Origin of the sequence: Thiorhodospira sibirica ATCC 700588 (assembly GCF_000227725.2) — a bacterium.
Lineage (GTDB): Bacteria > Pseudomonadota > Gammaproteobacteria > Ectothiorhodospirales > Ectothiorhodospiraceae > Thiorhodospira > Thiorhodospira sibirica.
Genome location: NZ_MU255056.1, coordinates 2,547,739 through 2,569,932 on the forward strand (window position 1 = coordinate 2,547,739; position 22,194 = coordinate 2,569,932).

Here is a 22,194-nt window from a genome sequence, read left to right on the forward strand (position 1 = left end):
CGGCCCATCCCGCCATCACTGGATAAAAAAACTGATGAAACGCTTATCGGAGAGTGCAGAGCATACGCTGTTGCTGGTTGATGATGATCCTACGCTGCGTTTACTGGTCGCGGCGGGGTTGCAGCAGCAAGGTTATCGTGTGATCCAGGCAGAGCAGGGCGTGCAGGCACTGGAGCAGATCAGGGCGCATCCGGTGGATTTGGTGTTGCTCGACGTGATGATGCCGGGGATCAGTGGTTTTGAGGTGTTGCGAACCCTGCGGGCCTTGACGGGGCATGAGCATTTGCCGGTGTTAATGCTCACCGGGGCCGATGATGTGGCATCGGTTAATGAGGCTTTTGAAGCCGGGGCGACGGATTTCATCACCAAGCCGATCAATCTGCCGTTGCTGATTCAGCGGGTGCGCTATGCCTTGCGCGGGGCGCAGCGCGAAACCATGTTGCGCCAGCTCTATTTGCAGCAACAAACGGCCTGCCGGCTGGCGCACCTGGGCTTTTGGCAACTGGATGTGCGCACAAAAATGATTTGCTGGTCGGAGGATGCCGCCGAGCTGCTGGGCTGGCATGAGGCGCTCCCCGCGACGGTGGATGAATTTGTCAAGCAGGTGGTGCCATCGGATCAAGCGCGCCTGGAAAGCCTGTTAAATCTTACGGTGCAGCATCACGAGGGTTTTAATACCGAAGTGACCCTGGGACAGGGCCATCAGGAGCGTACCTTGCGTTTGCAGGGGACGATTCCACCGCAAGATACCGTAATGATCGGCGCCTTTCAGGATGTCACCGCCCTGCGCGCCTTTGAAGATCAAGCCTTTTATCTGACCGGGCATGACGAACTCACCGACCTGCCCAATCAGCGCCTGTTTACCCGCCTGCTTGGCGAGCAGATTCAGCGCTTGAACGCCACGCAGGCGCCCTTTGCCCTGCTGGTATTTGACATCCATCGGCTGCATCGCATCAATGAGGGCTTTGGGATCAAGGCCGGCGATGAGGTGTTGCGCACCTTTGCCCAGCGTTTGCAACAGCATACCCCGCCTAATGCGCTGCTGTGTCGGCTGGAGGCCGATACCTTTGCGCTGACGCTTCCCATTGAGACGGGCGATAAGGTCAATGAGATCGTGCTTGATCAATGGGCTGAATCTCTGGAGCGGCCTTATGGCATCGGCAGCCGCGAGGTGTTTGTGGATTTTTCCGTCGGTGGCTGTCGCTATCCGCACGATGCCCAGCAGGCCGAGGCCTTGATTCAGCTGGCCAAGCGCGCCCAGCGTCATGCGCGCCAGAAAAACGGTCTGAAACTGAGCTTTCATCATCAGATTGATCTGGATAGCTCAACCCAGGGGATTATTCTGGAGACGGATTTACGCCGGGCGCTGGAGCGCGATGAGTTTTTTTTGGTGTATCAGCCCCAGCAGGATATGAGCACCGGGCAGATTGTCGGCGCCGAGGCGCTGTTACGCTGGCGCCATGCCAGGCAGGGGGTGATTTCGCCGGATCGCTTTATCCCCTTGCTGGAGGAAAGCGGCAAGATTCAGGCCGTGGGCGAGTGGGTGATTCAAGCGGCCTGCGCCCAGACGGCGAGCTGGCGGGCGCAGGGGATGGCGCTGCGCATGGGTATTAACCTCTCGGCCTTGCAGTTTGAGCAGCCGGATTTGACCGCGAGGATTAAGCACCATGTGGCGCAGTATGGCGTACCCGCAGAACATATTGAGCTGGAAATCACCGAAAGCATTGCGATGCGCAATCCCAAAGCGACCCTGCTCACCTTGCAAAAGCTCAAAAGCGCGGGCTTTCAGATTGCCATTGATGATTTTGGGACCGGCTACTCATCCATGGAATATTTGTTGCGCTTTCCACTGGATAAACTCAAGATTGACCGCAGTTTTGTCCGCAATATCACCGATGAGGCGCGCAGTCGCAGCATCATTCGGGCGCTCAATGTGCTGGGCAATGGCCTGAACCTGAAAATCATTGCCGAAGGGGTCGAAACACAGCGCCAGCGTGATTATCTGGATGCCCTCGGGATTCAGGAAATCCAGGGCTTTTTGCTGGCCAAACCCTTGCCCGCCGATGAATTTGAAGCCTTTTTCCAGCAACACGCCGTCGAGCAGGCGCAACATTGCCCGGCTTCTGACGCCTAACTGGCTACCCCTGACCTACTCGCTGAGATACCCATGCCCGACACAGTACACGCTCAGGCCATCAATGAAACCGAGATTTTATATGAAATCTCCTTATCCATTGGCCGTACCCTTGAGCTGGAGGCGATGCTCAAACAAAGCCTGGGCACCCTCATGCGTCTGTGCAATTGCAATGCAGCGGTGGTGCTGCGCTATCAGGTGGACTGTGAGGAATGTAAGCGCCTGATCAGTCTGGAGGCGCCGATTGCCTGGGATAAGGTCTATGTCGCGCCGCGCAATATTGCCAACAAGCCGGAATATGTTCAGTTTCGCGAATCGCTGGCGCTGCCCATGCGTATTTGTGAAATCAGCGCATGGACTCAAGGCCTGCCACGCGCTGCGCCAGGCGCGGTGGCGGGACAGACCTTTTATGCCTTCAATCTCCCCGACTTTGGGGTGCTGGTGTTGCATCGTACCGGCGAGGCGATGCGCGAGACCTTTGTGCAGTCCTTACAAAAACTGATGGATAAGCTGGCCTACTCGGCCAAGGCCTGTCTGTATGAAGCCGAATTAAAGCATCAGATGGAGGCGGCGCAGGCGGCCAATGTGGCGAAAAGCCGCTTTCTGGCGAATATGAGCCATGAAATCCGCACCCCGATGAACGGCATTCTCGGGATGCTGGATATTGTGCTGGAAACCCCGCTGGAAAAAAGCCAGCAGGATTATCTGCGGCTGGCAAAGCTGTCGGCACAGCACTTGCTGGGGATCATCAACCAGGTGCTGGATATTTCCAAGATCGAGGCCAACAAGGTTGATTTGCATGAAGAAGTGCTCGATTTAGTGGATTTTATCGGCAAGGTCATGCAAACCCAAAGCGCGCTGGCCTTGGCCAAAGATATTCAGCTGCATTATCGCCTGGGCGCTAAGTTACCGCGCTATGTCACTGCTGATCGGGTGCGTTTGCAGCAAATCCTGGTTAATCTGCTGGGGAATGCGCTCAAATTCACCGAACGCGGCAGCGTGACGCTGGAGGCCAATGCTCTGGACAGTGATGCCGGGGATCAGTGTCTGCTCTCCTTTCACATCAAAGATACCGGCATCGGCATCCCGCAAGATAAGCTGGTGCGCATCTTTGATGCCTTTGAGCAGGTGGATACGCAGCGTAATCGCAAATATGAAGGCACCGGGCTGGGGCTGGCCATTACCAAGCAGTTGGTGGAGCTGATGCAGGGGCAGATCAGCGTGGGCAGTGAGCTGGGCAAAGGCTCGCAATTTACCGTCAAATTGCCGCTGCCGCTGGCCGATCCCGCCGCGATCATCGACACCGCTCCGCCGCACTGTCCGCAGATTCGCAAGGTCTTGTTTGTGGATGACGAGCCGATCAATCGCGAGGTGTTTGCGGCGATGATGCAGATCATTGATCTCCCGCATGAGATTTGCAGCAGCGGGCCGGAAGCGATTTTTCGCCTGAAATGGGCGCGGGAGGCTCAAGAACCCTTTGATCTGGTGTTCATGGACAGCCACATGCCGGGCATGGACGGCTACACCGCCGCTGAGCAAATCATCAAAAACGGCCTGCTCGAAGGGCACCAGATTCTGATTCTCACCGCCTCCGCGCTCAAAGAAGAATCCGAACGCTGCAAAGAACTAGACCTCTTGGGCTATCTCACCAAACCCATTGCGCTCAATGATCTGCGGGCGGTGTTTGCGCAAAATGCCCGCCTGAATGCCCCGCCGCAGGATGTCTCGGCCTTGGCACAGACCACCCGGCCATTGGCTATCTTGCTGGCGGAGGATAATCAGATCAATCAGATGGTGGCGCTGAAACTGCTGGAAAAAATCCACGCCCAGTGCAGCGTGGCCAATAACGGCGCCGAGGCGGTACGCATGGCGCAGGAAAAAGATTTTGACCTGATTTTGATGGACATCATGATGCCGGTGATGGATGGCATTGAAGCCATTCGCTGCATCCGTGAGGATGCGCAAACGCACGGGCGTCCCTTCGTGCCCATCATCGCCATGACCGCCAATACCATGAAAGGCGATAAAGAGTATTATCTTTCCGAAGGCGTGCAGGGCTATGTCGCCAAGCCGGTGGAACCGAGCGCCCTGTATCTGGAGATTGAGCGGGTGGTGGCAGAACATCCGGTGAGCCATCGCGTTAAAAAGAGCGCACGGCTAAGCGGCTTGGACGATCTGCTGGCCTTGGGCGATGCTGACACAGAAGATACGTGGCGGCATCTTCCAGATGTCGCTCCAAACATGGAAACGGCGCAAAGTAGCGACGCCATCCCCACAGAGGCGCCGCTGTTGCTGGACTGGGATCGTGCGGTTAAGCAACTGGGGGGCGAGGCCGCCATCCTGAGCACGGCGCTGACGATGTTTACCGAAGGGTTGCCACAGACCTTCGAGGACATGCGTCAGGCCTTTGCTGATCAGGACATCGCCCGCCTGGCCTTGCTGGCGCACACACTCAAAAGCCAGTGCGCGACATTTTGCGCCGCCCCGGCGCAAGCCGCCGCCCTCAACCTTGAACAACTGTGCAAGGCCAAAGAGACGCCTGCACAGATTGAGGCCGCACTCAAGCAACTCTTAAGGGAACTTGAGGCGCTGGATACCGCCATACAAAGCACTGCCCAACAGCGACAACCCATTGAAAGTGCCCAGCGTACCCGCTTAGCATAATAACGATAAAACCATGACAGACCCAGCCTCCCCCGTACCTGCCGCATCCAAGACCCAGGCAAGCTACACCATTGCCTTGCAAGCCATTTGTGACCGCCACTATCGCCATGTGGCCGATGAATTACTCTACCGGGCACAGCACAATGCTGATCATGCCGACATCGCCGACCCCTTGCAGGCGACCGCCCGTGCCTGCAGCGCCGCGCTGTATGAAGTCGGGCTGTCTGCCCTGGTGGGCTCGCGCTCTTTGTTTTTCAATACCTCTGAAGAATGGATCAACAACCCCGAAATCATGCCGCTGTCCAGTGAACAACTGGTGGCAGAAGTGCCCTGTCATCTGCTGCACCAGGCCGATGCCTGCAAAAAACTCGAATATCTGCGACAGAATGGCTACCGCATTGCGCTGGATGATTTTTCGCTGGAAACCCACCCCCTGTCGGCGCTCAATCTGGTGGATTATCTGAAAATCGACATCCGCGCCCCCCACGCCCCCCACGCCCTGCGCTACCTGCAAACCTACAAAGATGCCGGGGTATTGCTGGTCGCCTGCTTTGTGGAAAGCATCGAGCAACTGGAACAGGCCAAGGCCGCAGGTTTTGATCTGTTTCAGGGCTATGTCTTTGCGCCCCCCGCAGAAATCCGCACCCTCGGTCTCAAGCGACACAGCAACCGCGAGGCCCAACTGCGCATTCTCAGTGAGCTGTGTTTGGCCCAACCCGCCCTGGAGCGACTGGAAACGCTGCTGGCGCAAGACCCGCATCTATGCACCCTGCTGCTTAAATACATCAACTCCGCTGCCAATCAACGCCGGGCGCATACGATTACCCATTTGCGCGACGCCATCCTCATTGCCGGTTTTGACCGCATCAAGGCGCTAGCCTCCGCGATTTTGCTATCACGCAACGACCCCATTCATCAAGTGCGCCTGCGCACCGTGCTGATCCGCGCGGCGATGTGCAAACATCTGGCCCAACGCATCAGCACCCTGGACAAAGACAGCGCCTTCATCGTCGGCCTGTTCTCCAACCTCGAAGGCCTGGAAGACACCCCCCTCAATGAACTGCTCAAAACCATGCCCTTTAGCGAGGCAATCAAAGACGCCTTGCTGCACCGTGAAGGCGAACTGGGTAAATTACTGCAACTGGTGGAAGACTACGAAGCCGGACGCCTGCTACAAAAATCGCCACAGTTCATCGCCCTTTTAAACCAGGACTACCTGCAAGCCAGCGTCTGGACGGAAAACCTGCTCACCGCACACGGCATGAGCCTAAGTCCCGGATAACCTCGGTTCGCCATCCTTTCGCCGCGCAAATCGCCCGCGACACAGCATCACATGGCTTATTACTCCACCGTCACACTCTTGGCCAGATTTCTGGGTTTGTCTACGTCGGTGCCTTTGACCAGGGCGACGTGATAGGCCAGTAATTGCAAGGCCACCACATGCAAGACGGGCGATAACAGGCCATAGTGTTCCGGCAGGCGCAGGACGTTGACGCCATCACTTTGTACAACGCCTGTTCCGCCGTCAGCGAATACATAAAGCTCCCCGCCTCGGGCGTGTACTTCCTGCATATTCGCCTTGAGTTTGTCCAGCAGGGCATCATTGGGCGCGACCACAATCACCGGCATCTGTGCATCCACGAGTGCCAGCGGCCCGTGTTTAAGCTCACCGGCGGGGTAGCCCTCGGCATGGATATAGGAGATTTCCTTGAGCTTTAAGGCACCTTCCAGGGCAATGGGGTAATGATGTCCCCGCCCCAGAAACAGGGCATGTTGCTTGCTGGCAAAACGCTGTGACCAGCGTTTGATCTGTGGTTCCAGGGCCAGGACATTCTCCACCGCCACCGGCAGATGGCGCAGTTCTGCCAGAAAAGTTTGCTCCGTCTCCAATGATAAACGCCCCTGCACCTTGGCCAAGGACAAGGTGAGCAAAAACAGCGCCGCCAGCTGTGCGGTAAAGGCCTTGGTTGAGGCCACGCCAATTTCTGGCCCGGCGCGGGTGATAAAGCGCAGGCGCGTGGCGCGCACCATGGCCGACTCCGGCACATTGCAGATGGACAGGGTATAGGCATGGCCCTGTGCCTTGGCATGATGCAGGGCTGCCAAGGTGTCTGCGGTTTCGCCGGATTGAGAAATCACCACCACCAGTTGCTGCGGATTCGGCACGCTGTGGCGATAGCGGTATTCGCTGGCAATCTCCACCGTGCAGGGTAGTCCTGCCACCGCTTCAATCCAGTAGCGGGCTACCTGACCGGCATAGCTGGAGGTGCCGCAGGCGAGAATCAACACCGCCTCCACCTGTGCAAAGATTTCGCTCGCTTCTACGCCAAAAATGCCGGGCTGCAAACGGGCTGCCCCGCCGATCATCTCCAGGGTATTCCCCAAAGCCTGGGGCTGCTCAAAAATCTCTTTTTGCATGAAATGGCGGTAATCGCCCAGCTCGACGGCATCGGCGCTGAGCGTGGATTGAACCACCTCACGCACCACCGCCTGCCCCTGACGATCGACCAGCTCCACGCCCGTACCGCGTAGCCGGGCGACATCGCCGTTTTCCAGATAGATCATGCGGCGCGTCACCGACACCAGCGCCGAGGCATCCGAGGCGGCAAAATGCCCCCGCTCACCAAGCCCCAGCATCAACGGCGAACCCTCACGCGCTACTACCAGACAGTCGGGCTCTTCCTCACGCATGACCGCCAGGGCATAAGCCCCTTGCAGAAAGAGCACTGCCCGGCGCACGGCGGTGAAAAGATCGGGAGCAGGCCCCGCAAAGCCCAATGCCGTGGCATCCTCGCACAAACAGGCACGCAGCAGATGCGCGATGGTTTCGGTATCGGTATCTGAGCTAAACACATAGCCCAAGGCCTGGAGCTGCCCTCGCAGTGCTTCATAATTTTCGATAATGCCGTTATGCACCACTGCCAGACCGCCCGAGACATGCGGATGAGCGTTGTGCTCTGCCGGGATGCCATGCGTGGCCCAGCGGGTATGCGCAATGCCTACGGCACCGCTAATTCCCAGCTGCGCCACCCGCGCCTGCAGTTCAGATACCCGCCCCTTGGCGCGCACGCGACACAACGCCCCGGACGCATCCAGCACCGCCAGCCCGGCCGAGTCATAGCCGCGATATTCCAGGGTCTTGAGGCCTGCGAGCAGGAAAGGGGTAAAGTCATTTGCGCCGATGGCGCCAACAATTCCACACATAAAGGGATGCTTAGCCTTAAAGGTATACGATGGGCGAAAACAACGGTACAGGCATCTTCCCGATGCCGTTTTTACTTAGCCACGAATCAGGGTGCCCACCCCGCGATCGGTAAACAATTCCAGCAAGACCGCATGTTCTACTCGCCCGTCAATGATGTGAGCGGTTTTCACCCCGGAACGCACCGCATCCAGCGCGCATTGAATCTTGGGAATCATGCCGCCGTGAATGGTGCCATCCGCAATCAGCTCATCGACCCGGGATGCGCTCAAGCCCGTCAGCAGCTGGCCTTGTTTATCCAGTACGCCGCTGGTGTTGGTCAGCAGGATCAATTTCTCGGCTCCCAGCACGCTGGCCATTTTTCCAGCAACAGAATCGGCGTTGATGTTATAGGTGGCGCCGTCTTCACCCACGCCAAACGGCGCAATCACAGGAATAAAGGCACCCGAATCCAGCATATGCACCACCGCCGGATCAATGGCCGCTACCTCACCGACATGACCCAGATCGATAATCTCCGGGGCCTCAGCCTGCAGATTGGGGCGGATATGGGTCAGACGGCGGGCATGAATTAAGCGCCCGTCTTTGCCCGTCAAGCCCACTGCCCGACCGCCAAAGCGGTTGATCAAGGACACAATTTCCTGATTCACCAGGCCGCCCAGCACCATCTGCACCACATCCATGGTCTCGCGGTCCGTCACGCGCAGACCATCGACAAAGCGCGACTCCTTGCCGATCTGGCTGAGCACCTTGCCGATCTGCGGACCACCGCCATGCACCACCACCGGATTGATGCCGACTTGTTTTAACAACACAATATCGCGGGCAAACCCCTCCTTGAGGATTTCATCCACCATCGCGTTACCGCCGTATTTAATCACCAGGGTTTTGCCAGCAAAGCGCTGGATATAAGGTAGAGCCTCAATTAAAACATGAGCAATGCGCGTGTCCACGCGATCCTCCATAGCATCAGAACCTGAGTAGCAAGAAAGGAGTGCAGCATAGCAAAAGCACCCCCGCGTGATCTAACCCGGCGTATCCGTGTCACAGACTCGCGTGGCATTTTTTACGCCGTATTGCCCCACCGCAAGGGGCAGCAGTACGCGCTTTCTGCGGGGTCATTGGCCATTGCTGGGTGGCTCGCCTACAATGCCCGTTCAACATTGATTGGGGGGGGAAGGCGAGATGATCAGACTCGATTTTTTACGTCATGGTGAGCCGGTTGGGGGTAAGCGCATTCGCGGGCATGGGGTGGATGATCCTTTGAGTGAAACCGGCTGGGAGCAAATGTGGCAGGCGGTGGGGGGCGTTGAGGGCGCCCAGGCGGTGGGGTGGGATCAGGTGGTCAGTTCGCCCTTGCGCCGCTGTCTGGATTTTGCCACGGCCTTAGCACAGCACCTTGAGCTTCCCTTGACAGTGGATGAAGATCTCAAGGAGGTGGGGTTTGGGGCGTGGGAGGGTCTTGATTTTGACACGATCCGCGAGCAGCAAAGCGAGCTGTATAAAGCCTTCAAGCGCAATGCCTTGGGGTCTCGTCCGGCGGGCGCGGAGCCTTTGGAAGTGTTTCGGGCGCGGGTAGATGCGCGCCTTGAGCATTTGTTTCGCCAGCATGCTAATCAGCAGGTGCTGGTGGTGACCCATGCCGGGGTCATCCGTGCCACCTTGGCGCATGTGCTGGATATTCCCTCGGAACGCATGTACCGTTTAAGCCTTCCTTATGCTGCCCGGCTCAGATTGAGTCTGGATGGCGGTCAGTTACAGGCGGAATTTCAGACATAATTCTGTGGAAGATGTCGCGACATCATTCCCATCTTTGGTTTATCACGTTCATTTAGAGAAATTGCATGACTGTTACGCATTATCAAGCGCCGCTTTCATTTGTGGCCGAGCCGGGCGGGGTGTTGCAGGGCCGTATCCGGGTGACGGGGGATAAGTCGATTTCGCATCGGGCGATCATGCTCGGGGCGATTGCGCAGGGATGCACCGAAATCAGTGGTTTTTTGGAGGGCGAGGACTGTCTGGCGACCTTGCAGGCCTTTCGGGCGATGGGGGTGCCCATTGAGGGGCCGGTGGATGGTCGGGTGCGGGTGCATGGGGTTGGCTTGCGCGGTCTGCAGGCGCCCGCACAGCCGCTGGATATGGGTAATTCCGGGACTTCGATGCGTTTGTTGACGGGCTTGCTGGCCGGGCATGGTTTGGCGGCGGTATTGGTGGGCGATAGCTCGTTGATGCGCCGTCCAATGCGGCGGGTGACCGATCCGTTGGCGCGTATGGGGGCGCAGATTGCCACGGCCGATAACGGGAATCCACCGCTGAACATTCATGCCGGTCATGCCTTGCAGGGCATTGAGTATGTGATGCCGATGGCCAGCGCCCAGGTAAAATCGAGCATTTTGCTGGCCGGTTTGTATGCACAGGGCACCACCTGTGTCACCGAGCCCGCCCCAACCCGCGATCATACCGAGCGGATGCTGCAGGGTTTTGGCTATCCCTTGCGCCGGGAGGGGCCGAAGGTGTGTCTGGAGGGTGGACATGCCTTGCAGGCAACGGCGATTGATGTGCCGGGGGATATTTCCTCGGCGGCGTTTTTTATGGTGGGGGCCTCAATTGCCAAGGGTTCGGAGCTGCTGCTTGAGCATGTGGGTATCAATCCGACCCGTACCGGGGTGATTGATATTTTGCGCCTGATGGGCGCAGATATCGAGCTGCTCAATGTGCGTGAGGCGGGCGGTGAGCCGGTGGCGGATATTCGGGTGCGCAGTGCGCCGTTGCATGGGGTGGATATTCCCGAAGCGCTGGTGCCGCTGGCCATTGATGAGTTTCCGGCGATTTTTATTGCGGCGGCCTGTGCCCACGGCAAGACGGTGTTGACCGGTGCCCGCGAGCTGCGGGTTAAGGAAAGTGACCGCATTCAGGTGATGGCCGATGGCTTGCAAACCTGCGGGGTGGCCGCACAGCCTACGGAAGATGGCATGGTGATTACCGGTGGGCCGCTGCAGGGCGGGGAGATTCACAGTCATGGCGATCATCGCATTGCGATGGCCTTTGCGATGGCCGCGCTGGCGGCGCAGGGGAGGTTACTGATCCATGATTGCGCGAATGTGAATACCTCGTTTCCCGGCTTTGCCGAACTGGCGCGGCATACGGGCGTGCGCCTGCTGACCCGGGAGGGGGCCTGATGTTAGGGGGCATGGTGGCGCCGGTGCTGACCATTGATGGCCCGGCCGGTTCGGGAAAAGGGACGATCAGTGCCCTGGCCGCTGAGAAACTCGGTTGGCATTTGCTCGACAGTGGGGCCTTGTATCGGCTGGTAGCCTTGGCAGCGCTGCGCCACGCTGTCTCGCTGGATCATGAGCAGGCCCTGGCACGCATTGCGGTGAATCTGGATGCGCGTTTTGCCTTGCATCCCGTGAAGGGATTGAGTGTCTGGCTCAATGGTCTGCCGGTTGATGAAGCGCTGCGAGAAGAACGCACCGGGGAGGCCGCCTCCAAGGTGGCGACCTGGCCGTTGGTACGCGATGCGCTGTTGCAGCGTCAGCGGGCCTTTTGTCAGGTGCCGGGCCTGGTGGCCGATGGGCGGGATATGGGGACGGTGGTGTTTCCGCAGGCCCATTACAAGATTTTTTTGACAGCCAGTCAGGAAGAACGGGCGAATCGGCGTTACAAGCAGTTGAAAGAAAAAGGACTTGATGCTAACCTTCAGACCCTTTTAGAAGACCTGCAGGCGCGTGATGCACGCGATGCAAACCGGGCGGTCGCTCCGCTCAAGCCGGCAGACGATGCTCTGGTGATTGATTCTACCGGCAAAGGGATTGATGAGGTCTTGGCGCAGGTGCTTGATTATGTGGCCCAAGGCGTGCATCCATCTTGAAACGGGTTTTGTCCCGCACAGCGTATATAATGGCGGCTTGCCTGTCTGCCGCGACGCACGCGGCGCAGGCAGGTAGCCGTCGCTTTGTTTAAAACGGCATCAACGATGATGCCGCCACACCCCTTTACTTTAACCCAACCGGTTTGCATACGGATGTAGACAAACCTTTTGTATTGATCGTAGGTTCAACCAACTCATGAGTGAAAGTTTCGCGCAGATGTTTGAAGAAAGTATGGCCTTAACCCAGATGAAGCCTGGGTCCATACTGAATGGAACCGTCATCGACGTGCGTGCCGATGTCGTTGTTGTTAACGCAGGGCTTAAGTCGGAAGGGGTCATCCCCATTGAGCAGTTTTACAACGAGCGTGGCGAACTGGAAATAGAACTGGGCGATGTGGTTGAGATTGCCCTGGAATCCGCCGAAGACGGTTTCGGTGAAACACGCATGTCGCGCGAAAAAGCCAAACGCGCCAAGGCCTGGGAGCGTCTGGAAAAAGCGATGGAGCAAGAAGCCACGATCACCGGAGAAATCACCGGCAAGGTCAAGGGTGGCTTTACGGTTGAACTGGGCGATATTCGCGCTTTCCTGCCAGGTTCTTTGGTCGATGTGCGTCCGGTGCGTGATACCACCTATCTGGAAGGCAAGGATCTGGAATTCAAGCTGATCAAGCTGGACCGCCGTCGCAATAATGTGGTGGTTTCGCGCCGTGCGGTGGTCGAGCAGGAATACAGTGCCGAGCGTGATGCCCTGCTGGAAAATCTGCAGGAAGGCATGGTACTCAAGGGCATCGTCAAAAACCTCACCGATTATGGCGCTTTCCTGGATCTGGGCGGCATTGATGGTCTGCTGCATATCACCGATATGGCCTGGAAGCGGGTCAAGCATCCTTCCGAGGTGATCAGCATCGGTGAAGAGATCGAAGTCAAGGTGCTTAAGTTTGACCGCGAGCGTAACCGGGTCTCCCTGGGTCTGAAGCAACTGGGCGATGATCCGTGGGAAAACATCACCCGCCGCTATCCGGTCAACACCCGCATGTTTGGCAAGGTCACCAACATCACCGACTACGGCTGCTTTGTCGAGGTTGAAGACGGGGTTGAAGGTCTGGTGCATGTCTCGGAAATGGATTGGACCAACAAAAACGTCAATCCTGCCAAGGTGGTCACTGTCGGCGATGAGGTCGAGGTGATGATTCTTGACATTGATGAAGAACGCCGTCGTATCTCCCTGGGCATGAAGCAGTGCCGTGCCAATCCGTGGGAAGAATTTGCAGCCACGCACAACAAAAATGACCGCGTGGTGGGTGTCATCAAATCCATCACCGATTTTGGTGTTTTCGTCGGCCTGGATGGCGGTATTGATGGTCTGGTGCATCTGTCCGATCTGTCCTGGAATATGAGCGGCGAAGAGGCCGTGCATAATTTCAAGAAAGGCGATGAAATCGAAGCGGTGGTGCTGTCGGTTGATCCGGAGCGTGAGCGTATTTCGCTGGGTATCAAGCAGCTGGACAAGGATCCCTTTGCCAACTTTGTGGCGGAATACACCAAGGGCTCCATCGTCAGCGGGGTGGTGCGTGAGGTGGATGCCAAGGCCGCTGTGGTCGATCTGGGTGACGGCGTAGACGGCATCTTGCGGGCCTCTGAGCTATCGCGTGATCGCGTTGAAGATGCCCGCAGCATTCTTAACGTTGGTGAGAAGATTGAGGCCAAGTTCATCGGCGTTGATCGTAAAAACCGCACGGTGTCCCTGTCCATCAAGGCCAAGGAAAACGATGAGGAAGCCGAGGTATTGCAAGACTACAGCTCCTCGGTCAATCCGACCACGTCACTTGGTGCGCTGCTGAAAGAAAAACTCAGCCACGATCCAGAAGACAAGTAAATCGCCCGACCACGCTCACCGGGCCAGGGACGGCTCGGGGGCGTATGTTGCCCAACCTTCTCCTAAACCTGAGCGATTTAATCTGGATCATCGACCTCTGGGTCAAGGACTCTGTGTTTTTTTTATTTAGTGTACGCCCGAGGAGGCCCGTGGGCATGACCAAGTCCGAACTTATTGCAGCGTTAATCCGCAAGCAGTCACATCTCCCTCCCAAAGACGTGGAAGAAGCCGTTAAAATCATCCTCGAACATATGAGCCAGGCACTGGCCAGCGGCGAGCGCATTGAAGTACGCGGTTTTGGCAGCTTTTCGTTGCATTTCCGTCCGCCAAAGATGGGACGTAATCCAAAAACCGGTGAAAAAGTGCCATTGGAGGCCAAGTATGTGCCTCATTTCAAGCCGGGCAAAGATTTAAGGGAACGCGTCAATCAGGGCTTAACATCCGAGGACTGACGCCATCCACAGCCTCCCCGAATACGGGGGAGGCTGCTTTAATCGACGTTTTTCCAAAGTCTCTGGTGATCCTCTGATCCTGCTGGGGGGCGGTATTGATGTTTAAATTTCTCGCCATTGCGTTGCTCGCCTGCATTCTTGCCGTCGCGGCGGTATTTGCCGTGCTCAACTCCGGCATGGTGACGCTGGATCTATACACGCGTAGCTTTACCCTGCCGTTGTCCATTCTGGTGCTGCTGTCGATTCTATTGGGCACCTTGCTGGGCCTGATCATGAGCATCGGTGCGCAATTCAGAAAAAGTGCCAGGCTGCGTGAGCTGCGGCGTCAATTAAAAGCGGCACACAAGGAACTGGCGCGCTTGCGTCCGGTGCGCGCCAAAAGTGTTCAGGGTAGCGGCCCGACGCAATAATGACCGAATTTTTGTGGCTGCTCCTTCCGGTGGCGGCCGCTTCGGGGTGGTTTGCCGCCCGTAAAGCCCAAACCCGCCAGCGCAGTGTCTCCGATGCGCTTAAACCCGCCTATCTGCGTGGCCTGGGTTATTTGCTCAATGAGCAATCCGACCACCCACTGGAGGTGTTTGGGCGCATGGTTGAGCAGGACCGCGACACCGTGGAGACCCATTTAATCCTTGGCAGTTTGTTTCGACGCCGTGGCGAGGTGGATAAGGCCATTCAGGTGCATCAGGCACTGATTGAACATGCCGCCCTGGATCAAACACTGCGCGCCCAGGCCACCCTGGAACTGGCCCGCGATTATCTCAAGGCCGGGGTATTGGATCGGGCCGAGGCATTGTTTAAAACCGTGCTGACCAGCGGTCATCTGCAAAGCGAAAGTGCGCAGTGTCTGTGCCGTTTGTATGAGCAGGAAAAGGAATGGGAAAAAGCCATCTGGGCGGCGCAGCAATGGACGCGTTACAGTACGCAAAAACCCACGACACAGCTGGCCCATTATTTTTGTGAGCGGGCGGATCTGGCCTTACACGAAGGCCAACTGGTGACAGCCAAAACGCAGGCCCTGCAGGCCCTGACAACCGATCCGTTCAGTGTGCGCGCCCGTTTGCTGTTAGGGCAGATTGCCTTGCAGGATGCCGATTATCCGCAGGCGGTATTGCATTGCAGCAAGGCGATTGAGCAGGATATGCGTCTGGCTGTGCTGGTTCTGCCGTGCTTGCATGCCGCCTATCAGGCGATGGATGCGCAAGACCCGTATCGTGCTTTTTTAAGCCAGATCAGCCAGACAGCGCACACGGACTGCAGCCGTCTGGCGGTGTTGCAGGCCCTGGAAGACAGCGGTGAGCACACCCTGCTTGATGCCCTGCTGCATCAGGAGATCGAGCGCGAATCGCTCAATCTGGGCGTCCTGGCCCTGTTTATCCGTCAGGCGCAACGCCAGGGACAGTTAGGCTCGGCCAAGGTGGTCGCACACTTGCAACGGGTTTTGGATCAACAACTCAGCGAACGTCCCCGCTTTGGCTGCCAGCACTGTGGATTTAAGGCCAGCGCCCATTTCTGGTGCTGTCCGAGTTGTCATACCTAGGGAACCGTATTTTGCCTTTAGCCATTAACACCTTGATTGAAAAATAGCTTATGAACGTATCTGCATCGCCACGGGTGATTCTGGCACTGGATTTTTCCGACATCGCGCAGCTCAATGCGCTGGTCGAGCGCCTGGATCCCACCGCTTGCCGTCTCAAGGTCGGCTTTGAGTTATTTGTGACCGGTGGTCCGGCCCTGGTTGAGCAGCTGATTGCCAAGGGCTTTGAGGTGTTTCTGGATCTTAAATTTCACGATATTCCCAATACCGTCACGGCGGCCTGCAAGGCGGCCTGTCAGCTTGGCGTGTGGATGCTGAATGTACATGCCAGCGGTGGTCAGCGGATGCTGCTGGCAGCGCGTGAGGCGGTGGATTCTCAAAGCCATCGTCCGCAGCTGATTGCCGTCACGGTGCTCACCTCGATGGATCAGACAGACCTGCAGGACACCGGGGTACAGCGTCCGCTGGCTGAGCAGGTGATGGCCTTGGCACACGCGGCGCAGGTCTGCGGTCTGGATGGAATCGTCTGTTCTGCCCAGGAGGCCCCTGCCATGCGTACCCGCTTTGGACCGGCGTTTTTACTGGTTACGCCGGGGATTCGCCTGCCGGGCGATCAACACGGCGATCAACGGCGCATCGTCACTCCGGCTCAGGCCATTTTTGATGGCGCCTCCTATCTGGTGATGGGGCGCTCGATCACGCAGGCCAAAGACCCCATGCAGGTTCTGTCTGCGGTGAATCAATCCCTTGTTTTGTCATGATGAATACCCGTATCCGCATTAAAATCTGTGGCATTACCTCACTCGACGATGCCCTGATGGTGGCACAGGCCGGGGCAGATGCCATCGGTTTTGTGTTTTACCCCAACAGTGTGCGCTATATCGCACCATATGCAGCGCGTGAAATTGCCCTGCGATTGCCACCCTTTATCACCCGCGTGGGTCTGTTTGTCGATGCCGGACGCGAGCGGGTCACGGAGATCATCAACAGCGTACCGCTGGATCTTTTGCAATTTCATGGCAACGAGGATCCCAGCGAGTGTAGCGCATTTGATCGGCCTTATATCAAGGCAGTACCCATGCAAACCCCGCTGGACGTGCTCACCTATACTCAGCGTTATACGGATGCGGTCGGGGTTTTGCTCGACAGCCACGGCGGGGGCAAGGTCGGGGGCACCGGAGAAACCTTCGACTGGAACACGATTCCAGCGCAGCTCGCCCAGCCGTTGATCCTGGCCGGTGGACTCAAGCCCGGCAATGTCGCACAGGCCATTGTGCAGACGCGCCCCTGGGCGGTGGATGTCAGTAGTGGCGTAGAGTCCGCACCGGGCCATAAAGATCCGGCGCTGATCAGCTCTTTTATCAACGAGGTAAGACGTGTCGAATTCACTTAACGCCATACCGGCTGCCTCCAGTATCACTGACTGGAACGCCTTCCCCGATGCCAGCGGCCATTTTGGCCCCTATGGCGGCTGTTTTGTCGCAGAAACCTTGATGCAGCCGCTGGAAGAATTGCGCAATGCCTATGCGCGCTATCTGCAAGATCCCGATTTTTTGGCTGAACTGGATGACGATCTGCGCCATTATGTCGGGCGGCCCTCGCCTTTGTATCATGCCAAACGCTTATCGCGGGAACTGGGCGGGGCACAGATTTATTTCAAGCGCGAGGATCTCAATCACACCGGCGCGCACAAAGTCAATAACACCATCGGGCAGGCGCTGCTGGCCAAACGCATGGGCAAGACCCGCATCATTGCCGAGACCGGCGCCGGACAGCACGGGGTGGCAACCGCCACCGTAGCGGCGCGTCTGGGGCTGGAATGTGTGGTGTATATGGGCGCCGATGATATTCAGCGCCAGGCCCCCAATGTGTATCGCATGAAATTGCTGGGAGCCACCGTGGTGCCGGTGACCTCCGGCTCGCGGACGCTTAAAGATGCGCTTAACGAGGCGATGCGCGACTGGGTGACGCACGTCGATCATACCTTCTACATCATCGGCACAGTCGCCGGGCCCCATCCCTATCCGGCGATGGTGCGCGATTTTCAGGCCATTATCGGGCGTGAGGCACGGGCGCAATGCCTGGAGCTGACCGGGCGTTTGCCGGATGCCCTGATCGCCTGTGTCGGTGGCGGCTCCAATGCCATCGGCTTGTTTCATCCCTTCCTGGCCGATCGCGAGGTGGCGCTGTATGGGGTTGAGGCCGCTGGCGAGGGCATTGAGACCGGGCGTCATTCTGCGCCGTTGTGTGCCGGTCGGCCCGGGGTCTTGCATGGCAATCGCACCTATCTGATGGAAGATGCCAACGGCCAGATCATCGAAACCCACTCCATCTCTGCCGGGCTGGATTATCCGGGCGTGGGGCCAGAACATGCCTGGCTCAAAGATACCGCACGGGCGAACTATGTGGCGGTGACAGATACGCAGGCGATGGCTGCCTTTCATCATATTACCCGCACGGAGGGCATTATCCCCGCACTGGAATCCAGCCACGCGCTGGCCTATGCGATGGAACTCGCCCCTACCCTGCGCCCTGAGCAGATCATTATCGCCAATCTTTCCGGACGTGGCGACAAAGACATCAACACCGTCGCCCAGCGAGAGGGCATTACCCTATGAGCCGCATTGCCACGCGTTTCGTCGCCTTGCAGGAGCGCTCCCGCAAGGCCCTGATTCCCTATATTACTGCCGGTGATCCGCATCTGGATGTGACCCTGGCCTTGATGCACGATATGGTCAAGGCCGGTGCTGATCTGCTGGAGCTGGGGGTGCCGTTTTCCGATCCTATGGCGGATGGCCCGGTGATTCAGCAAGCCTGTGAGCGTGCCCTCAAGCACGGCGTGAGTCTGCGGGATGTCCTGGGCCTGGTGCGCCGTTTTCGCCGCGATGATCAGGACACCCCGGTGGTCTTAATGGGCTATCTCAATCCCATTGAGGCCATCGGCTATGAAACCTTGGCCAAGGAGGCCAGCGAGGCCGGGGTGGATGGCCTGCTGACGGTGGACCTGCCGCCCGAGGAAAGCCGTGAGTTTCTTGCGGCCTTGCGCCCCTATGCCATTGATCCGATTTTTCTGCTGGCGCCCAACAGTGAAGCAGCGCGTACCCAGCGCATCTGTGAGCTGGCCTCGGGCTTTGTGTATTATGTCTCGCTTAAAGGGGTGACTGGCTCCAAATCTCTGGATATTCCCGCCGTTGCCGAAAAATTACAGCAGATCCGCCAACATACCCGCCTGCCGCTGGGCGTGGGTTTTGGTATTCGCGATGCCCAGACGGCTGCAGCGGTGGCGCAAGTCGCCGATGCGGTGATTGTTGGCAGCACGCTGGTCTCGATACTCGCCGAACACGGCAGCCAACCAGAGCTGGCCCGGCACAAGGTCAGTGAGCTGCTCGCGCAGATGCGCCAGGCCATTGATCAATCCACGTAGCGCTTAGCCGCCCTTGCTCCGCATTACAGGTCACTACTCATGAGCTGGTTTGAAAAACTCGTCCCTTCACGCATCCGTACTGACGCCACCAATAAACGCGCCGTTCCCGAAGGGCTGTGGCTGCGCTGCGATGGCTGTAATGCCACCCTTTACAAGCCCGAGCTGGAGCGCTGTCTGGATGTCTGCCCCAAGTGTGGGCATCACCGCCGTCTGAGCGCCCGCCGTCGCCTGGAGGTGTTTCTCGATAGCGAGGGACGCGAGGAAATCGGCGCGCAGATTGAGCCCATGGATATTCTGCGTTTTCGCGACAGCAAAAAGTACAAGGATCGGCTGACAGCGGCACAGAAGGAAACCGGTGAAAAGGATGCCCTGATCGCCATGCGCGGCACCCTCAAAGACATCCCGGTGGTGGTGGCGGCCTTTGATTTTAACTTCATGGGCGGGTCGATGGGCTCGGTGGTGGGTGAGCGCTTTGTGCGGGCAGTGAATGTGGCCTGTGAGCAGCGCATCCCCTTGATCTGTTTTAGTGCCAGTGGTGGGGCGCGGATGCAGGAGGCGCTGTTTTCCCTGATGCAGATGGCCAAAACCAGTGCCGCCCTGGCGCGCCTGCGTGCCCAGCGTGTGCCCTATCTATCGGTGATGACGGACCCGACCATGGGCGGCGTCTCGGCCAGTCTGGCGATGCTCGGTGACATCAATGCCGCTGAACCCGGCGCGCTGATTGGGTTTGCCGGTCCCCGGGTGATCCAGCAAACCGTGCGCGAAACCCTGCCGCCGGGCTTTCAGCGGGCAGAATTCCTGGTTGAACACGGGGCCATCGACATGATCATCGACCGGCGCGAGATGCGTGAACGCATTGCCGCCATACTGGCCATGTTGTTGCACCGCCCGCCCACAGACAGCCAAAGACCCTATCTGGAATATCATCCCCCCAAGGAAGGCGAGGTTCAGGCAACAGATAGCGCCAATCCACCGCTGGATGCGCCATTGCCGGACGATAACCCAGCCAAACCCGGCACACCTTCTGCCAGCTAATGGTTCTCAGGCTTCTTTGATCACGACCGTCCTGGTGGCGGTCCATGTATGGATAAAACGTCGCGATGCAATGGGATATCCTGGATAAACAGACGCGCTATCAAGGTTTTTTTGATGTCTGCCATGTGCGCATACGCCATGACTGCTTTAGCGGCGCAAACCGCATGGTGATTGAGCGTGAGCTGATCCAGCGCGGGGATGCGGTGGCGGTGCTACCCTATGACCCGCAGCAAGACACGGTGGTTTTGATAGAGCAATTCCGCATCGGCGCCCTGCAGTCCTCCCACGGTCCGTGGATGATAGAGACGATTGCCGGACTGGTCGAGCCTGATGAGGCCCTGGCCGAGGTGGCACATCGCGAAGCGCTGGAAGAAGCTGGTTGCACCCTGTTGGAGTTGTTACCGATTCACCATTACTATGCGACCCCCGGCAGCTCCTCAGAACGCATCGGGGTCTTTATGGCGCGGGTAGACAGCCGCCAGCTGCAAGATCAGGCGATTCACGGTCTGGCCCATGAAGGCGAAGAAATCCGCGTACATATCCTGCCGGTGGAACAGGCCTTTGCCCTGCTGGATAGTGGCCGGATCGAATCCGCCATGCCCATCATTGCCCTGCAATGGCTGCGCCTCAACCATGACGCCCTGCGCACCCGCTGGCACACGCCTTAAACTGTTTTTTGCTCTCGTCAGTCCGTGCGTGACTGACGGCGGATTTGCTCACGCTCCAGGACAATCATGGAACGCTGCAAAATCCGGTCGGCCTGCGCCGAGAGCTTGAGAAACATCAAACCTACGCTTAGCTGCCGCCGGTTACTGTCGTCTTGCACCCGCCGCACTTCAACCTTGACATTGAGGTTATCTTCATCGGGCAGGTATAACTCCATCAATTCCAGTTCTTCGCCCTCCTTGATCGGCGTATCGCGTGGCAGGGAAACCCCCAGTCCACCGAGCGACAGATCCACCAAACGCCCCTCAAACTCTTCTTCCTCGGCATTTTTCAGCTTCACCCCGAAATGCTGGCCCAGGCCGATATAGACCCGGTAGTGGGAGCGTTTTTGCTGATAATCGATCGACTCCGGAAAAGGCAGCACATACACTGCGGTCTTGTCGTGCGTCTGAATTGATTCAATCACCGTCATAAAATGCACCCCCACCCGATCCTTGAGGGTGTAGATATGCACCTTGATACCCGGCGCCACACGCTGATGACCCTCAGCAGGAAAGAGCTCATCCAGATAGAGATACCCGCGCTCCTGATCCACATTCAGCAAGGCGCTGTTAAAGTAACGTTCACTACCTGCCAGACGTACATTGACCAAGGAACGCTTACCCGCGATGCTGTGCAAGAAAGCGGCAATTCTTGCGGGTTGCGTGATTTTTTCGGTTTTTTCGGCTTTATCTTTCAAAGGACTGACTCAGGAGATTACACGGTGAGACGATAATGATGATCAAACACTTGCTGCGAAGAGCAAAAAACAGCACATAACAAGCGTTCACTAGGCAAATATTATCCCATGTTATTGACAGACACACAAAAGCCACCGCCACATAGGTGATAACGGCAGAGCGAGCATGTATAAATCCTTAGCCAAATAGAACCTTAGAACCGGATCGCCGAGTTGTACTCGGCAACGAGGCCGCAGGCCTCGCGGGGTTTAAAGGCTATGCGTAGCGGGTGCTGCGCGCTCCCAGGGTGCAATGCCGCGCTGGTGAGCGACACCTCAGCATGGCATGATAGCGTTTTCCAGCCCAGTGAAAGACACGCCATGCACACCGACAAACCGATGTATCTGCTGTTAAGCGCAGATCCCGAGTTCTTGCGCTTGCTGACCGACGGGATAAACATCACAGGCCCGTACCACCTCGAAGCCCTGGACGTCAAAGCCTTGGAGCGGCGCATCGACGGCGTGATACTCCCCGAGGACGACCAACAACCGATCTGGGCCATAGAAATACAAGCCCAGCGTGATCCACTGATCTACCATCGGCTCCTCATCGACATG

The 22,194-nt window shown here is 57.7% G+C and carries 20 protein-coding genes; 17 read left to right on the forward strand and 3 right to left on the reverse strand.

Features of this window, described 5'->3' with window-relative positions:
- The first annotated feature begins 34 nt into the window (after positions 1-34).
- Genes THISIDRAFT_RS11860 through THISIDRAFT_RS11870 form a run of 3 tightly spaced genes read left to right on the forward strand, consistent with a single transcriptional unit; the run spans position 35 to position 6,080 of the window.
- Complete coding sequence (locus tag THISIDRAFT_RS11860) at positions 35-2,134, forward strand: putative bifunctional diguanylate cyclase/phosphodiesterase (protein WP_006788052.1); 2,100 nt, start codon at positions 35-37, stop codon at positions 2,132-2,134.
- A 33-nt stretch (positions 2,135-2,167) separates the two neighbouring features.
- Positions 2,168-4,798: a response regulator gene (locus tag THISIDRAFT_RS11865; protein ID WP_006788051.1), complete on the forward strand. Its 2,631-nt coding sequence runs from the start codon at positions 2,168-2,170 to the stop codon at positions 4,796-4,798.
- Positions 4,799-4,811: 13 nt separating this feature from the next.
- Positions 4,812-6,080, forward strand: coding sequence for an EAL and HDOD domain-containing protein (locus THISIDRAFT_RS11870; RefSeq protein WP_006788050.1), 1,269 nt, complete (start codon positions 4,812-4,814; stop codon positions 6,078-6,080).
- A gap of 59 nt (positions 6,081-6,139) precedes the next feature.
- Here the strand turns inward: THISIDRAFT_RS11870 and glmS are convergent, their stop codons facing one another.
- Together glmS and argB are read right to left on the reverse strand one after the other, a co-directional pair.
- Complete coding sequence (glmS, locus tag THISIDRAFT_RS11875; RefSeq protein WP_006788049.1) at positions 6,140-8,002, reverse strand: glutamine--fructose-6-phosphate transaminase (isomerizing); 1,863 nt, start codon at positions 8,000-8,002, stop codon at positions 6,140-6,142.
- Positions 8,003-8,077: 75 nt separating this feature from the next.
- Entirely contained in the window at positions 8,078-8,965 is an 888-nt protein-coding gene (argB, locus tag THISIDRAFT_RS11880; protein ID WP_006788048.1) for an acetylglutamate kinase, read from the reverse strand.
- Positions 8,966-9,185: 220 nt separating this feature from the next.
- On the opposite strand from argB, the gene THISIDRAFT_RS11885 reads away from it, so the two are divergent.
- From THISIDRAFT_RS11885 to THISIDRAFT_RS11945, 13 genes are all read left to right on the forward strand, one after another.
- Positions 9,186-9,779: a histidine phosphatase family protein gene (locus THISIDRAFT_RS11885; RefSeq protein ID WP_006788047.1), complete on the forward strand. Its 594-nt coding sequence runs from the start codon at positions 9,186-9,188 to the stop codon at positions 9,777-9,779.
- Positions 9,780-9,844: 65 nt separating this feature from the next.
- Positions 9,845-11,179 carry a 3-phosphoshikimate 1-carboxyvinyltransferase gene (gene aroA, locus THISIDRAFT_RS11890; protein ID WP_006788046.1) on the forward strand — a complete coding sequence of 445 codons (1,335 nt, stop codon included), beginning with the start codon at positions 9,845-9,847 and terminating at the stop codon, positions 11,177-11,179.
- Entirely contained in the window at positions 11,179-11,871 is a 693-nt protein-coding gene (gene cmk, locus THISIDRAFT_RS11895; RefSeq protein WP_006788045.1) for a (d)CMP kinase, read from the forward strand. Before aroA ends, cmk begins: the two co-directional genes overlap by 1 nt.
- A 196-nt stretch (positions 11,872-12,067) precedes the next feature.
- On the forward strand, positions 12,068-13,747 hold the full coding sequence (gene rpsA, locus THISIDRAFT_RS11900; RefSeq protein ID WP_006788044.1) for a 30S ribosomal protein S1: 1,680 nt from the start codon (positions 12,068-12,070) through the stop codon (positions 13,745-13,747).
- A 155-nt stretch (positions 13,748-13,902) separates the two neighbouring features.
- Positions 13,903-14,199, forward strand: a complete 297-nt coding sequence (ihfB, locus tag THISIDRAFT_RS11905) for an integration host factor subunit beta (protein ID WP_006788043.1) — start codon at positions 13,903-13,905, stop codon at positions 14,197-14,199.
- Between the two features lie 98 nt (positions 14,200-14,297).
- Positions 14,298-14,609, forward strand: a complete 312-nt coding sequence (locus THISIDRAFT_RS11910) for a lipopolysaccharide assembly protein LapA domain-containing protein (protein ID WP_006788042.1) — start codon at positions 14,298-14,300, stop codon at positions 14,607-14,609.
- Complete coding sequence (locus THISIDRAFT_RS11915) at positions 14,609-15,736, forward strand: tetratricopeptide repeat protein (RefSeq protein ID WP_006788041.1); 1,128 nt, start codon at positions 14,609-14,611, stop codon at positions 15,734-15,736. The genes THISIDRAFT_RS11910 and THISIDRAFT_RS11915 overlap by 1 nt, the downstream gene beginning before the upstream one ends.
- A gap of 50 nt (positions 15,737-15,786) precedes the next feature.
- Positions 15,787-16,494 carry an orotidine-5'-phosphate decarboxylase gene (gene pyrF, locus THISIDRAFT_RS11920; protein ID WP_006788040.1) on the forward strand — a complete coding sequence of 236 codons (708 nt, stop codon included), beginning with the start codon at positions 15,787-15,789 and terminating at the stop codon, positions 16,492-16,494.
- Positions 16,491-17,126: a phosphoribosylanthranilate isomerase gene (locus tag THISIDRAFT_RS11925; RefSeq protein ID WP_006788039.1), complete on the forward strand. Its 636-nt coding sequence runs from the start codon at positions 16,491-16,493 to the stop codon at positions 17,124-17,126. The genes pyrF and THISIDRAFT_RS11925 overlap by 4 nt, the downstream gene beginning before the upstream one ends.
- Positions 17,110-18,351 (forward strand): tryptophan synthase subunit beta, encoded by a 1,242-nt coding sequence (trpB, locus tag THISIDRAFT_RS11930; protein WP_006788038.1) that lies wholly within the window; start codon positions 17,110-17,112, stop codon positions 18,349-18,351. Before THISIDRAFT_RS11925 ends, trpB begins: the two co-directional genes overlap by 17 nt.
- On the forward strand, positions 18,348-19,157 hold the full coding sequence (gene trpA / locus THISIDRAFT_RS11935) for a tryptophan synthase subunit alpha (RefSeq protein ID WP_006788037.1): 810 nt from the start codon (positions 18,348-18,350) through the stop codon (positions 19,155-19,157). The genes trpB and trpA overlap by 4 nt, the downstream gene beginning before the upstream one ends.
- Positions 19,158-19,196: 39 nt before the next feature.
- Positions 19,197-20,192, forward strand: coding sequence for an acetyl-CoA carboxylase, carboxyltransferase subunit beta (accD, locus tag THISIDRAFT_RS11940; RefSeq protein ID WP_006788036.1), 996 nt, complete (start codon positions 19,197-19,199; stop codon positions 20,190-20,192).
- Positions 20,193-20,257: 65 nt separating this feature from the next.
- Positions 20,258-20,860: an NUDIX domain-containing protein gene (locus THISIDRAFT_RS11945; protein WP_006788035.1), complete on the forward strand. Its 603-nt coding sequence runs from the start codon at positions 20,258-20,260 to the stop codon at positions 20,858-20,860.
- Positions 20,861-20,877: 17 nt separating this feature from the next.
- On the opposite strand, the gene THISIDRAFT_RS11950 is transcribed toward THISIDRAFT_RS11945, so the two are convergent.
- Positions 20,878-21,597 carry a flagellar brake protein gene (locus THISIDRAFT_RS11950; protein ID WP_006788034.1) on the reverse strand — a complete coding sequence of 240 codons (720 nt, stop codon included), beginning with the start codon at positions 21,595-21,597 and terminating at the stop codon, positions 20,878-20,880.
- 360 nt (positions 21,598-21,957) lie between these two features.
- On the opposite strand from THISIDRAFT_RS11950, the gene THISIDRAFT_RS11955 reads away from it, so the two are divergent.
- Positions 21,958-22,194: DUF2887 domain-containing protein (locus THISIDRAFT_RS11955; RefSeq protein ID WP_221914007.1), on the forward strand; the 237-nt coding region annotated here is incomplete at its 3' end.